The following is a 13,895-nucleotide window of genomic DNA, read 5'->3' on the forward strand; positions in this document are numbered from 1 at the left end:
CCGGAGTGCGGTGCGGAAGGATCGGATTCGGACAGCGGTGACTGCCGCAAGGAGCCGATTCGGGTCCTCGTGGTGGACGATCACGCCCTCTTCCGTCGCGGTCTGGAGATCGTCCTCGCGCAGGAGGAGGACATTCAGGTCGTCGGCGAGGCCGGCGACGGAGCCGAGGCGGTCGACAAGGCCGCCGATCTGCTGCCCGACATCGTCCTGATGGACGTGAGGATGCCCCGGCGCGGTGGCATCGAGGCGTGCACCTCCATCAAGGAGGTGGCCCCCAGCGCGAAGATCATCATGCTGACGATCAGCGATGAGGAGGCCGATCTCTACGAGGCGATCAAGGCCGGGGCGACCGGCTACCTCCTCAAGGAGATCTCCACCGACGAGGTCGCGACGGCGATCCGCGCGGTCGCCGACGGGCAGTCGCAGATCAGTCCGTCGATGGCGTCCAAACTCCTCACCGAGTTCAAGTCGATGATCCAGCGCACCGACGAGCGCAGGCTCGTGCCCGCACCCCGGCTGACGGACCGTGAGCTGGAGGTCCTCAAGCTCGTCGCGACCGGGATGAACAACCGGGACATCGCCAAGGAGCTCTTCATCTCCGAGAACACCGTGAAGAACCACGTGCGGAACATCCTGGAGAAGCTCCAGCTGCACTCCCGCATGGAGGCCGTGGTCTACGCGATGCGGGAGAAGATCCTCGAGATCCGGTAGGGCGGCGCCCCTGCGCCCCCGCTCGGCCGTTCAGCTCAGGGCGCGTACCAGCTCGGGTGCGAGCTCGGGGTGGTTCACGCGGTCCGGGACCACCGACACCGCGTCGCAGCCGACCCACTCGGCCGCCTCGCGCAGCGCCCGCGCCACCGCCGGTACGGCCTTCGGGCCGTCCAGGGTGACCTGCCGGGCGACCAGCGTGCCGCCCTCGCGCGCCGGGTCCACCCGGCCGACCAGACGGCCCCCCGCCAGGACCGGCATCGCGAAGTAGCCGTGCACCCGCTTCTGCTTCGGCACGTACGCCTCCAGGCGGTGCGTGAAGCCGAAGATCCGCTCCGTGCGCGCCCGCTCCCAGATCAGCGAGTCGAAGGGCGACAGCAGCGTCGTCCGGTGCCGGCCGCGGGGCTCGGAGGCCAGCGCCGCCGGGTCCGCCCACGCGGGCTTCCCCCAGCCCGCCACCGTGACAGGAACGAGCCCCGAGGCCTCGACCACCGCGTCGAACTGCTCGCCCTTGATGCGGTGGTAGTCCGCGATGTCCGCGCGCGTGCCCACGCCCAGCGCCTCGCCCGCCTGCCGCACCAGGCGCCGTACGCACTCGGTGTCGTCCAGCTCGTCATGGAGCAGTGCCTGCGGGATCGCCCGCTCGGCCAGGTCGTAGACCCGCTTCCAGCCGCGCCGCTCGACCACCACCACCTCGCCGTGCATCAGCGCCCGCTCGACGGCGATCTTCGCGTCGGACCAGTCCCACCACTCGCCCTTGTTCTTCGCGCCGCCCAGCTCGGTCGCGGTCTGCGGGCCCTCGGACCGCAGCTGGTCGATCACCTTGTCGTACGCCCCGGCCGACAGGTCGTGGTGCCAGTGCGGGCGGTCGCGGTAGGCGCGGCGGCGGAACGCGAAGTGGGGCCACTCCTCGATCGGCAGGACGCAGGCGGCGTGCGACCAGTACTCGAAGGCATGGGGTCGTGTCGGAAGCGCGCCATCGGAGACGCCGGTCCAGTAGGCGTCCTCGACCGTCCCGCGGCCCACGGCGCCCAGGCGCGCGTACGGGATGAGCTCGTGCGAGCGGGCCAGGACGGAGATCGTGTCGAGCTGGACCTGGCCGAGGGCGCGCAGCACCCCGCGGACCCCGGACCTGCGGTCGGGCGCGCCCAGGAACCCCTGAGCGCGCAGCGCGATCCGGCGGGCTTCGTCGGCGGACAGTTCGGCGGCGGGGCGCGGCGCAGTCGTCATGCACCGCACCCTAGAACCCGGCACTGACAGCCGCGGGCCGCGGGTCAGGCCTGGTCGGGCCGGTCGGGCCGGTCGGGGGCCGGGAGGTACGGCAGCGGGCTCGGCAGGCCGAAGTCGGAGGGCAGCAGGGCGCCGACCCAGCAGTCGCGGAGCGTGCCCTTGTTGACGAGGCCGGCGCGCTGGACGCCCTCCAGGGCGAAGCCGACGCGCTCGGCCACCGCGCGCGACCCGGTGTTGCCGAGCTCCGCGCGCCAGACGAGACGGGTGCAGCCGAGCCCCGTGAACGCCCAGTGGGCCAGGGCCCGGACGGTCTCCGTCATGTAGCCGCCGCCCCGATGCTCCTTGCGCAGCCAGTAGCCGACCTCCCAGACGCCCGAACTGCGGCTGGTCAGCGAGATCGCGGCGAGCAGCGGGCCGCCGGCCACCGGCTCGACGGCGAAGGAGTAGTCCGAGTCCTCGCGCCAGCCGTCGGGCACCAGCCGGTTCAGGAAGAAGTCCGCGTCCTGCCGCGTATAAGGGTCCGGGACGACCGTCCAGCGCCGAATGTCCGGGTCCTGGCAGATTTCGTACACCGCGTCGGCGTCGCCGGGGACGAAGTTCCGCAGACGCAGTCGGTCGGTGGTGAGGGTGATCGGCTCCATGCCTGGATTGTGGTGAGCCGCCCGACCGGAAGCGAACACTTTTCGGGAGGTGCGGCACCTTCCGCCCACCTCGTGCGTTCTCTTTGAGGGTGGCCTTGCGGCTCGGGCACTGCGGGCCTCCCTTCGCGAGGGCGGTCTCGCTTACGATGGCCGTTGCGGTGGGGACCACCTGCCGTGCCCGCGCTCGCGTCGATCACAAGACCCAGTGCCAGGCCCGACCGGCAAGGAGACCAGCCTCAGTGTCCGTCTTCAACAAGCTCATGCGTGCAGGCGAAGGCAAGATCCTGCGCAAACTGCACCGCATCGCGGACCAGGTCAACTCCATCGAAGAGGACTTCGTCAACCTCTCCGACGCCGACCTGCGGGCGCTCACGGACGAGTACAAGCAGCGGTACGCCGACGGCGAGAGCCTCGACGACCTCATGCCGGAAGCCTTCGCGACGGTGCGCGAGGCCGCCAAGCGCGTCCTCGGCCAGCGCCACTACGACGTCCAGCTGATGGGTGGCGCCGCGCTCCACCTCGGCTACGTCGCCGAGATGAAGACCGGTGAGGGCAAGACCCTCGTCGGCACCCTCCCGGCGTACCTCAACGCGCTGTCCGGCAAGGGCGTGCACCTGATCACGGTCAACGACTACCTGGCCGAGCGCGACTCCGAGATGATGGGCCGCGTCCACAAGTTCCTCGGGCTCCAGGTCGGCTGCATCCTGGCCAACATGACTCCGGCCCAGCGCCGTGAGCAGTACGCCTGCGACATCACGTACGGCACGAACAACGAGTTCGGCTTCGACTACCTCCGCGACAACATGGCGTGGTCCCAGGACGAGCTCGTCCAGCGCGGCCACAACTTCGCCTGTGTCGACGAGGTCGACTCGATCCTCGTCGACGAGGCCCGTACGCCGCTGATCATCTCCGGCCCGGCCGACCAGGCCACCAAGTGGTACGGCGACTTCGCCAAGCTGGTCACCCGCCTCTCCAAGGGCGAGCCCGGCAACCCGCTCAAGGGCATCGAGGAGACCGGCGACTACGAGGTCGACGAGAAGAAGCGCACCGTCGCCATCCACGAGGCCGGTGTCGCCAAGGTCGAGGACTGGCTCGGCATCGACAACCTCTACGAGTCGGTGAACACCCCCCTCGTCGGGTACTTGAACAACGCCATCAAGGCGAAGGAACTGTTCAAGAAGGACAAGGACTACGTCGTCATGGACGGCGAAGTCATGATCGTCGACGAGCACACCGGCCGTATCCTCGCCGGCCGCCGCTACAACGAGGGCATGCACCAGGCCATCGAGGCGAAGGAAGGGGTGGCGATCAAGGACGAGAACCAGACCCTCGCCACGATCACCCTGCAGAACTTCTTCCTCCTGTACGCGAAGCTCTCCGGCATGACCGGTACGGCCATGACCGAGGCCGCCGAGTTCCACCAGATCTACAAGCTGGGCGTCGTCCCGATCCCCACGAACAGGCCGATGATCCGCAAGGACCAGTCCGACCTGATCTACCGGACCGAGGTCGCGAAGTTCGCCGCCGTCGTCGACGACATCGCGGAGAAGCACGAGAAGGGTCAGCCGATCCTCGTCGGCACGACCTCCGTGGAGAAGTCCGAGTACCTCTCGCAGCAGCTCTCCAAGCGCGGCGTCCAGCACGAGGTGCTCAACGCCAAGCACCACGACCGCGAGGCCAGCATCGTCGCCCAGGCCGGCCGCCGCGGCGCCGTCACCGTCGCCACGAACATGGCCGGTCGCGGTACGGACATCAAGCTCGGCGGCAACCCGGACGACCTCGCCGAGGCCGAGCTGCGCCAGGCGGGCCTGGACCCGGTCGACCACGTCGAGGAGTGGGCCGCGGCCCTCCCCGGCGCCCTGGAGCGGGCCAAGAAGGCCGTGCAGGCGGAGTTCGAGGAGGTCAAGGACCTCGGCGGTCTTTACGTGCTGGGCACCGAGCGCCACGAGTCCCGCCGTATCGACAACCAGCTCCGCGGCCGCTCCGGCCGTCAGGGCGACCCCGGCGAGTCCCGCTTCTACCTCTCGCTCGGCGACGACCTGATGCGCCTGTTCAAGGCGCAGATGGTCGAGCGCGTGATGGCCATGGCCAACGTGCCGGACGACGTGCCGATCGAGAACAAGATGGTCACCCGGGCGATCGCCTCCGCCCAGTCGCAGGTCGAGACCCAGAACTTCGAGACGCGTAAGAACGTCCTGAAGTACGACGACGTCCTCAACCGGCAGCGTCAGGTCATCTACGGCGAGCGCCGCCGCGTCCTGGAGGGCGAGGACCTGCACGAGCAGATCCAGCACTTCATGGACGACACGATCGACGACTACATCCGCCAGGAGACCGCCGAGGGCTTCGCGGAGGAGTGGGACCTCGACCGTCTGTGGAACGCGTTCAAGCAGCTCTACCCGGTGAAGGTCACCGTCGACGAGCTGGAGGACGCTGCGGGGGACCGGGCCGGCATCACCGCCGAGTTCATCGCCCAGTCGGTCAAGGACGACATCCACGAGCAGTACGACGCGCGTGAGAAGCAGCTCGGCTCGGAGATCATGCGCGAGCTGGAGCGGCGCGTGGTCCTGTCGGTCCTGGACCGCAAGTGGCGCGAGCACCTCTACGAGATGGACTACCTCCAGGAGGGCATCGGCCTGCGCGCCATGGCGCAGAAGGACCCGCTGGTCGAGTACCAGCGCGAGGGCTTCGACATGTTCACCGCCATGATGGAGGGCATCAAGGAGGAGTCCGTCGGCTACCTGTTCAACCTGGAGGTCCAGGTCGAGCAGCAGGTCGAGGAGGTCCCGGTGCAGGCGACCGCCCCCTCGCTCGACAAGGGCGACGCGGTGCCGTCCGGCGCCGGGAACGGGCGTCCGGAGATCCGCGCCAAGGGGCTCGACGCTCCGGCGCGGCCGGACCGGCTCCACTTCTCCGCGCCGACCGTCGACGGTGACGGCGGGGTCGTCGAGGGCGACTTCGCCTCCGACGACGAGTCGGGCGACGGGATGACGCGGGCGGAGCGTCGCAAGGCGCAGAAGAACGCGAGCGGTGGGCGTCGTCGCAAGAAGTGACATCGTGACGCCGTGACGCCGTGATGGCGTGAGGTGGAGGGGTCGGTCGCCCGGTGGGCGGCCGGCCCCTTCGTCATGGCTGGCGGGCCGCCGTGCCGAGGCCGTCGAGCTCGACGGCGGCGCAGCGCCAGCGGTGGTCGGGGCCGCGCTCCAGACGGAACGCCATGGCCCGGACGCGAGGGCCGGTGGCGATGCTCGCGAAGGCCTCCACGGCCGTGCGGTGGGGGTCCAGCTGTACGGCGCAGCGGCGCAGGACGGGGCGGGGGCCGAGCGATCGCAGGGGCGTCGTCGGAGCCAGCCGGACGAGCTGCTCGTACGCCTCCCCGACGGTGTGACCGAGCATCCAGTGGACCGGCCGCTCCCCGCTGAGCACCGCGAGCAGGCGCTCCGCGAAGACGGTGTGCGGGGGGAGCGCGCGGGGCGGGGTGCGGGGGTGGGTGCCCGCGCCGCCTCGGGGGCGGGTGCCGGCGGGGCCGCCCGGGGCGGTGCGGGGACGTGGCGTGCGCGGGCGGGTGGTGGCCGTGGGCGAGAGGGGTGCGGGGGCGATGTCCGTGGCGATGTCCGTGGCGACGGGCGTGGCGGGTGCGGTGTTCATGGTGGTCATGGCGGGCCCCTGTCGTTGCGTAACCGAGTGGTACCAGTCGGTAACTTCCGTTGGGGATCTTGTACGGGTGGGGTACGAGCCCCCGCAAGGAGTCCGGGGCCGCGGGGCCGCGCCGCGGGCGAATCACCTATCAGGGTGACGCGGGGGGAAAGCGCCTCTTCAGGGGCTTGGCGGGGGCCGTCGGCGGTGGACGGGCGGGGAGTTCGGTCCGCCAGCCCGAAGGGGGACTCCGCACGTATCCTGAGGGCCTCTCCGTCTACGAAAGCGGCCAGCCATGCGCGTGTACGTCCCCCTGACCCTCCCCGGTCTCGCACAGGCGCACAAGGCGGGCGAGCTGGGCCCCGGCCCGCTGACCGCCTACGCCGTCACGCCCGCGCTGCGCGAGTGGTACGTCTCCGACGACATCGAGGAGCTGGAGTACGCGGCGCTCAACCGGGCCGCCTCCGCCTCCCTGCGGCTCATCGCCGGTGACCCCGGGGCGCCGCGGCGCCGGGTCGTCGTCGCCGTCGACGTGGCCGACAAGGACGCCACCGTGGATCCCGACCGGGGGCTCGACGCCGGGTCGATCGGCGAGGTCCGGATCGCCGGGGCCGTAGCGCTGGCCAAGGCCGCGGCGGTGCACGCCGACGCGGACGACGCCGAGGCGGACGTCACCGCGGCGGCCGCGGCGCTCGGGGCGGCGGACCAGGGAGACGACGACGCGCGCTTCGTGGTGGACGGGGCCGAGGACCACGAGCTGCTGTGGTTCGGGGTGCAGGAGATTCCCGGGCTGCTGGGCTAGGGCCTGTCCGGCCCTAGGGGGGACCGGGCTGGGTGCGTTGTCGGCGCCTGCCGGTACCGTTCTTCCAATGGGGAAGCACGCTAAGCATCTGGTCTGGGACTGGAACGGGACACTGCTCGACGACATCGGCGCGGTGATCGGGGCGTCGAACGCCGCCTTCGCCGAGATCGGGCTCGCGCCGATCACGCTGGAGCAGTACCGCGAGCTGTACACGGTGCCGGTGCCGAAGTTCTACGAGCGGCTCATGGGGCGGCTGCCCACGGACGAGGAATGGACCGTCATGGACGGCGCCTTCCACCGGCACTACTGGGCGCGGGCGGAAGGGTGCGGGCTCACGCTCGGCGCCGCGGAGCTGCTCGCGGCGCGGCAGGACTCCGGGCTCACGCAGTCGCTGCTGTCGCTCGCGCCGCACGCCGAGCTGATACCGCTCGTGCGGCGCCACGGGATCGCCGAGCGGTTCCTCCGGATGGACGGGCGGGTCGGCGACTCGACGGACGGGAAGTCCGGGCACATGGTGCGGCACCTGGAGGCGCTCCGCGTCCCCGCGGACCGGGTGGTCGTCATCGGCGACGCGGCGGACGACGCGGTGGCGGCGGCGCACGTCGGCGCGCAGGCGGTGCTCTACACCGGGGGGTCGCACAGTCGGGCGTCCCTGGAGCGGGTGGGGGTGCCGGTGGTCGACTCGCTGGCGGAGGCGGTGTCCGTGGCGGAGGGGTTGGGGTAGCGGTCGGACTGGGCCGGGCCGGGCTGGGTCCGGGCCGGTGGGGCGGCCCTGTCCGGTGGTGGGTGGGGCGGGGGGCCGGATCCGGCCCGGTGGGTGGTTGTGCCCACCCGTTCCGCCCCGGCGGAACGCATGCCCACAACCACCCTGGGGGGCGCGTGCCCACAACCACCCCTTCGGGGTGTCAGGCCTTGGCTCGGAGGACCTTGAGGAATTCGCGCATCCAGGTGGGGTGGTCCGGCCAGGCCCGGGAGGAGACCAGGAGGCCGTCGACCACGGCCGCCGAGTCCTGGAAGGTGGCTCCGGCCGCCTGCATGTCGAGTTCCAGGGCCGGGTACGCCGTGACCCTGCGGCCCTCCAGGCCGCCGATCGCCGCCGTCAGGAGCGGGCCGTGGCAGATCTGGGCCACCGGCTTGTCCGCGTCGAAGAAGGCCTTCAGGATCTTGCGGAGCTCCGGGTCGTTGCGCAGGTACTCCGGCGCCCGGCCGCCCGGGATCACCACCGCCACGTACGCGCCCGGGTCGACCTCCGAGAAGGCCAGGTCCGCGGGCCACGTGTAGCCGGGCTTCTCGGTGTACGTGTCGAAGCCGGGCTCGAAGTCGTGGACGACGAAGCGGAGCGTCTTGCGGGCCGGGGCCGCGATGTCGACCTCGTAACCCTCCTCCAGGAGCCGCTGGTAGGGGTACATCACCTCGAGCGACTCCGCCGCGTCACCGGTCACGATCAGGATCTTCGCCATGGCTCTCCCAGGTCACAGATGGTCGGTCTGCCGTGCTGCGCCCATGCTCGCGTACACGCTGCCCCTGGCGGGGCGCTTTGCCAAGAGGACATGTGTCGCTGTCCATAACGTCAAACTTCCCCCCCTGCTTTTGTACACATACGGACCATGACGGTTCGGGGGTCGGGGGAGATAGGCTTTTGCCGTGATCAGCGCGATACGCCGAGGGGGCAGTGAAGCCCCCGGCTGCCGCCCGACCCGCGACAGCGGCCGGGCCGACCGTGCGTTCGCCGATCCCTTCCGTCCGGGCGCGCCGCGCTCTGTGGCCGATAACGACCCGGGCATCTCTCATCCGGGCATAACGTCGTCTTCGACCGGAATCACCGCGTCGTGGCGTTGTGTCCTTTCTTCCACCGACGTCACGCAACGGCGCGCGACAGGAGTCAGAGGACATGCAGACCAAGCTGGACGAAGCCAAGGCCGAGCTGCTCGAAAGGGCCGCTCGGGTAGCTGAGCACAGCCCGGTCGGGGGGCGACTTCCGACGGGGCCGGAGGGTGCCGGGGAGCGCCCGGACCGGGACACCGTGCTCGAATACCTCCAGCGCTACTACCTGCACACCGCGCCGGAGGACCTCGGCGACCGGGACCCGGTCGACGTCTTCGGCGCCGCGCTCTCTCACTACCGGCTCGCGGAGAACCGCCCGCAGGGCACCGCGAGCGTGCGCGTCCACACCCCGACGGTGGAGGAGAACGGCTGGACCAGCAGCCACTCCGTCGTCGAGGTCGTCACCGACGACATGCCGTTCCTCGTCGACTCCGTCACCAACGAGCTGTCCCGCCAGGGCCGCGGCATCCACGTCGTGATCCACCCGCAGGTCCTCGTCCGCCGTGACGTCGCCGGCAAGCTCATCGAGGTCCTCGCCGCCCAGATCCAGGGCGAGCTGCCGCACGACGCGATCACCGAGTCGTGGATCCACGTCGAGATCGACCGCGAGACCGACCGCGCCGACCTCAAGCAGATCACCGCCGACCTGCTGCGCGTCCTGTCCGACGTCCGCGAGACGGTCGAGGACTGGGACAAGATGCGCGACGCCGCGCTGCGGATCGCGGAGGGTCTCCCGGCCGAGCCCACCGCCTCCGACCTGCGGCCGACCGAGGTGGAGGAGGCCCGCGAGCTGCTGCGCTGGCTCGCCGACGACCACTTCACCTTCCTCGGCTACCGCGAGTACGAGCTTGTCAACGGCGACGCCCTGTCCGCCGTGGCCGGCACCGGCCTCGGCATCCTGCGCTCCGACCCGCAGCACGGCGCCGACGACGAGGGCCACCACGCCCACCCCGTCTCGCCCTCCTTCAGCCGGCTGCCCGCCGACGCGCGCGCCAAGGCCCGCGAGCACAAGCTGCTGATCCTGACGAAGGCCAACAGCCGGGCGACCGTGCACCGCCCCTCGTACCTCGACTACGTCGGTGTGAAGAAGTTCGACGCCGACGGCAACGTCATCGGCGAGCGGCGCTTCCTCGGCCTGTTCTCGTCCGCCGCGTACACCGAGTCCGTGCGGCGCGTCCCCGTCGTCAAGCGCAAGGTCCAGGAGGTCCTCGCGGGCGCCGGCTTCTCGCCGAACAGCCACGACGGCCGCGACCTGCTCCAGATCCTGGAGACCTACCCGCGCGACGAGCTCTTCCAGACCCCGGTCGACCAGCTCCAGTCCATCGTCACCAGCGTCCTGTACCTCCAGGAGCGGCGCCGGCTGCGGCTCTACCTGCGTCAGGACGAGTACGGCCGCTACTACTCGGCCCTCGTCTACCTGCCGCGCGACCGCTACACCACCCGCGTCCGGCTGCGGATCATCGACATCCTCAAGGAGGAGCTCGACGGCACCAGCGTCGACTTCACCGCCTGGAACACCGAGTCGATCCTCTCCCGGCTGCACTTCGTCGTCCGCGTCAAGCCCGGCACCGAGCTCGCCAAGCTGACCGACGCCGACGTCGACCGCATCGAGTCCCGGCTCGTCGAGGCCGCCCGCTCCTGGGCCGACGGCTTCGGCGAGGCGCTCAACGCCGAGCTGGGCGAGGAGCGCGCCGCCGAGCTGCTCCGCCGCTACGGCAACGCCTTCCCCGAGGGCTACAAGGCCGACCACTCGCCGCGCGCGGCCGTGTCCGACCTGGTCCACCTGGAGGCCCTCGCCCGTACGGACAAGGACTTCGCGCTCTCCCTCTACGAGCCCGTCGTCGCCGGCCCCGGCGAGCGCCGCTTCAAGATCTACAAGACCGGCGACCCGATCTCCCTCTCCGCCGTCCTGCCGGTCCTCAACCGGCTCGGCGTCGAGGTCACCGACGAGCGCCCGTACGAGCTGCGCTGCTCCGACCGCACCCACGCCTGGGTCTACGACTTCGGCCTGCGCATGCCGCTCCCGACCGGCAACGGCGGCGACTACCTCGGCGACGACGCCCGCGAGCGCTTCCAGGAGGCCTTCGCCGCCACCTGGACCGGCGAGGCCGAGAACGACAACTTCAACTCCCTCGTCCTCTCCGCCGGGCTCACCTGGCGCGAGGCGATGGTGCTGCGCGCCTACGCCAAGTACCTGCGCCAGGCCGGTTCGACCTTCAGCCAGGACTACATGGAGGACACCCTCCGCAACAACGTCCACACCACCCGGCTGCTCGTCTCCCTCTTCGAGGCCCGGATGGCGCCGGAGCGCCAGCGCGCCGGCACCGAGCTGACCGACGGCATCCTGGAGGAGCTGGACGGCGCCCTCGACCAGGTCGCGAGCCTGGACGAGGACCGGATCCTGCGGGCCTTCCTCACCGTCATCAAGGCCACCCTGCGGACCAACTTCTTCCAGAAGGCGGCGGACGGGAAGTCGCACTCCTACGTGTCGATGAAGTTCGACCCGCAGGCCATCCCCGAGCTGCCGGCCCCGCGCCCCGCCTTCGAGATCTGGGTGTACTCGCCGCGCGTCGAGGGCGTCCACCTGCGCTTCGGCAAGGTCGCCCGAGGCGGCCTGCGCTGGTCCGACCGCCGTGAGGACTTCCGTACGGAGATCCTCGGCCTCGTCAAGGCGCAGATGGTGAAGAACACCGTCATCGTGCCCGTCGGCGCCAAGGGCGGCTTCGTCGCCAAGCAGCTCCCGGACCCGTCCGTGGACCGGGACGCCTGGCTCGCCGAGGGCATCGCCTCGTACAAGACCTTCATCTCGGCGCTGCTCGACATCACCGACAACCTGGTCGCGGGCGAGGTCGTGCCGCCGCTCGACGTGGTCCGCCACGACGAGGACGACACGTACCTCGTCGTCGCCGCCGACAAGGGCACCGCGACTTTCTCCGACATCGCCAACGGGGTCGCCGAGGCCTACGGCTTCTGGCTCGGCGACGCCTTCGCCTCCGGCGGTTCGGCCGGTTACGACCACAAGGGCATGGGCATCACCGCCCGCGGCGCCTGGGAGTCCGTCAAGCGCCACTTCCGCGAGCTGGGCCACGACTCCCAGACCGAGGACTTCACGGTCGTCGGCGTCGGCGACATGTCCGGCGACGTCTTCGGCAACGGCATGCTGCTCAGTGAGCACATCCGTCTGGTCGCCGCCTTCGACCACCGGCACATCTTCCTCGACCCGAACCCGGACGCGGCCGTCTCGTACGCCGAGCGCCGCCGCCTCTTCGACCTGCCCCGCTCGTCCTGGGCCGACTACGACACGTCGCTGCTCTCCGCCGGCGGTGGCATCCACCCCCGCGGCGCCAAGTCCATCCCGGTCAACGCGCAGGTCAGGGCCGCTCTCGGCATCGAGGACGGCGTCACCAAGATGACCCCGGCCGAGCTGATGAAGGCCGTGCTCCACGCGCCCGTCGACCTGCTGTGGAACGGCGGCATCGGTACGTACGTCAAGTCCTCCGCCGAGTCGAACGCGGACGTCGGCGACAAGGCCAACGACGCCATCCGCGTCGACGGCCAGGACGTCCGCGCCCAGGTCATCGGCGAGGGCGGCAACCTCGGCGCGACCCAGCTCGGCCGCATCGAGTTCGCCCGCAGCGGCGGCCCCGAGGGCCAGGGCGGCAAGGTCAACACCGACGCCATCGACAACAGCGCCGGCGTCGACACCTCCGACCACGAGGTCAACATCAAGATCCTGCTCAACGGGCTCGTCGCCGAGGGCGACATGACCGTCAAGCAGCGCAACAAGATCCTCGCCGAGATGACCGACGAGGTCGGCACGCTCGTCCTGCGCAACAACTACGCGCAGAACACGGCCCTGGCCAACGCCGTCGCGCAGTCGCCCTCGCTGCTCCACGCCCACCAGCGCTTCATGCGCCGCCTGGGCCGCGACGGCAGCCTCTCCCGCGAGCTGGAGTTCCTGCCCAACGACCGGCAGATCCGCGAGCTGCTCAACAACAGCCGGGGCCTCAGCCAGCCGGAGCTCGCCGTCCTCCTCGCGTACACCAAGATCACGGTGGCCGACGAGCTGATCGGCACGGAGCTCCCGGACGACCCGTACCTGCGCGGGCTGCTCCACGCGTACTTCCCGACGCTGCTGCGCGAGAAGTTCACCGAGGCCGTCGACGGTCACGCCCTGCGCCGCGAGATCATCACGACCGTCCTGGTCAACGACACCGTCAACACCGGTGGCTCGACCTTCCTGCACCGCCTCCGCGAGGAGACGGGCGCGTCGATCGAGGAGATCGTCCGCGCGCAGACCGCGGCCCGGGTGGTCTTCCGCCTCAGCCAGGTCTGGGACGCCGTCGAGGCCCTCGACAACCAGGTGCCCGCCGACGTCCAGACCCGGATGCGGCTGCACTCCCGTCGGCTCGTCGAGCGCGGCACGCGCTGGCTGCTCAACAACCGGCCGCAGCCGCTCCAGCTCAGCGAGACCATCGAGTTCTTCGCGGATCGCGTCGAGGAGGTCTGGACGCAGCTCCCGCAGCTGCTGCGCGGCTCGGACCTGGAGTGGTACCAGTCGATCCTGGCCGAGCTGACCGAGGTCGGCGTGCCGGAGGAGCTCGCGCTGCGGGTCGCCGGCTTCTCGTCCGCCTTCCCGATCCTCGACATCGTCGCGATCGCGGACCGGACGGGCAAGGAGCCGCTCGCGGTGGCCGAGGTCTACTACGACCTGGCCGACCGCCTGCGGATCACCGACCTCATGGACCGGATCATCGAGCTGCCGCGCAGCGACCGCTGGCAGTCGATGGCCCGCGCCTCGATCCGTGAGGACCTGTTCGCGGCGCACTCGGCGCTGACCGCGGACGTCCTGACCGTGGGCAACGGCACGACGAGCCCCGAGGAGCGGTTCAAGGCCTGGGAGGAGAAGAACACGGCGATCCTGGGCCGCGCGCGGACGACCCTGGAGGAGATCCAGGGCTCGGACACCTTCGACCTGGCGAACCTGTCGGTGGCCATGCGGACCATGCGCACGCTGCTGCGGTCGCACAGCTGATCGTGACGTGAGGAAGGGC

General features: G+C 70.7%; 8 protein-coding genes and 1 pseudogene. 5 read left to right on the forward strand and 4 right to left on the reverse strand.

The genetic code is table 11. The features are described from left to right. Nucleotides 1-42: 42 nt before the first annotated feature. A pseudogene (locus ACFC0G_RS20710) lies at nucleotides 43-711 on the forward strand (response regulator); the annotation flags it as partial. Nucleotides 712-741: 30 nt separating this feature from the next. On the opposite strand, the gene ACFC0G_RS20715 reads toward ACFC0G_RS20710, so the two are convergent. Both ACFC0G_RS20715 and ACFC0G_RS20720 read right to left on the reverse strand, forming a co-directional pair. Further along, complete coding sequence (locus ACFC0G_RS20715; protein WP_376405260.1) at nucleotides 742-1,938, reverse strand: winged helix-turn-helix domain-containing protein; 1,197 nt, start codon at nucleotides 1,936-1,938, stop codon at nucleotides 742-744. 44 nt (nucleotides 1,939-1,982) lie between these two features. Continuing rightward, nucleotides 1,983-2,579 carry a GNAT family N-acetyltransferase gene (locus ACFC0G_RS20720; protein WP_376405262.1) on the reverse strand — a complete coding sequence of 199 codons (597 nt, stop codon included), beginning with the start codon at nucleotides 2,577-2,579 and terminating at the stop codon, nucleotides 1,983-1,985. A 239-nt stretch (nucleotides 2,580-2,818) separates the two neighbouring features. Here ACFC0G_RS20720 and secA point away from each other — a divergent pair, with 239 nt between their 5' ends. Further along, complete coding sequence (gene secA, locus ACFC0G_RS20725) at nucleotides 2,819-5,632, forward strand: preprotein translocase subunit SecA (RefSeq protein ID WP_376405265.1); 2,814 nt, start codon at nucleotides 2,819-2,821, stop codon at nucleotides 5,630-5,632. Nucleotides 5,633-5,705: 73 nt separating this feature from the next. Here the strand turns inward: secA and ACFC0G_RS20730 are convergent, their stop codons facing one another. After that, the gene (locus tag ACFC0G_RS20730) at nucleotides 5,706-6,236 is read right to left on the reverse strand and encodes an Rv3235 family protein (protein ID WP_376405267.1); all 531 of its coding nucleotides are present in this window, start codon (nucleotides 6,234-6,236) and stop codon (nucleotides 5,706-5,708) included. 274 nt (nucleotides 6,237-6,510) lie between these two features. On the opposite strand from ACFC0G_RS20730, the gene ACFC0G_RS20735 reads away from it, so the two are divergent. Beyond that, entirely contained in the window at nucleotides 6,511-7,017 is a 507-nt protein-coding gene (locus tag ACFC0G_RS20735; RefSeq protein WP_376405269.1) for a DUF6912 family protein, read from the forward strand. A 67-nt stretch (nucleotides 7,018-7,084) separates the two neighbouring features. After that, the gene (locus ACFC0G_RS20740; protein WP_376405271.1) at nucleotides 7,085-7,741 is read left to right on the forward strand and encodes an HAD family hydrolase; all 657 of its coding nucleotides are present in this window, start codon (nucleotides 7,085-7,087) and stop codon (nucleotides 7,739-7,741) included. A 181-nt stretch (nucleotides 7,742-7,922) separates the two neighbouring features. Here ACFC0G_RS20740 and ACFC0G_RS20745 read toward each other — a convergent pair whose 3' ends face one another. After that, nucleotides 7,923-8,477 (reverse strand): DJ-1/PfpI family protein, encoded by a 555-nt coding sequence (locus ACFC0G_RS20745; RefSeq protein ID WP_376405273.1) that lies wholly within the window; start codon nucleotides 8,475-8,477, stop codon nucleotides 7,923-7,925. 431 nt (nucleotides 8,478-8,908) lie between these two features. On the opposite strand from ACFC0G_RS20745, the gene ACFC0G_RS20750 reads away from it, so the two are divergent. After that, complete coding sequence (locus ACFC0G_RS20750; RefSeq protein WP_376405275.1) at nucleotides 8,909-13,876, forward strand: NAD-glutamate dehydrogenase; 4,968 nt, start codon at nucleotides 8,909-8,911, stop codon at nucleotides 13,874-13,876. Nucleotides 13,877-13,895: the final 19 nt, after the last annotated feature.

This window comes from Streptomyces sp. NPDC056169 (assembly GCF_042268445.1).
GTDB lineage: Bacteria > Actinomycetota > Actinomycetes > Streptomycetales > Streptomycetaceae > Streptomyces.

Bases quoted from the DNA above. Each gene is read 5' to 3' on its own strand.
- ACFC0G_RS20715 (WP_376405260.1), bottom strand. From the start codon at position 1,938: ATGACGACTGCGCCGCGCCCCGCCGCCGAACTGTCCGCCGACGAAGCC.
- ACFC0G_RS20720 (WP_376405262.1), bottom strand. From the start codon at position 2,579: ATGGAGCCGATCACCCTCACCACCGACCGACTGCGTCTGCGGAACTTC.
- ACFC0G_RS20730 (WP_376405267.1), bottom strand. From the start codon at position 6,236: ATGACCACCATGAACACCGCACCCGCCACGCCCGTCGCCACGGACATC.
- ACFC0G_RS20735 (WP_376405269.1), top strand. From the start codon at position 6,511: ATGCGCGTGTACGTCCCCCTGACCCTCCCCGGTCTCGCACAGGCGCAC.
- ACFC0G_RS20740 (WP_376405271.1), top strand. From the start codon at position 7,085: ATGGGGAAGCACGCTAAGCATCTGGTCTGGGACTGGAACGGGACACTG.
- ACFC0G_RS20745 (WP_376405273.1), bottom strand. From the start codon at position 8,477: ATGGCGAAGATCCTGATCGTGACCGGTGACGCGGCGGAGTCGCTCGAG.
- ACFC0G_RS20750 (WP_376405275.1), top strand. From the start codon at position 8,909: ATGCAGACCAAGCTGGACGAAGCCAAGGCCGAGCTGCTCGAAAGGGCC.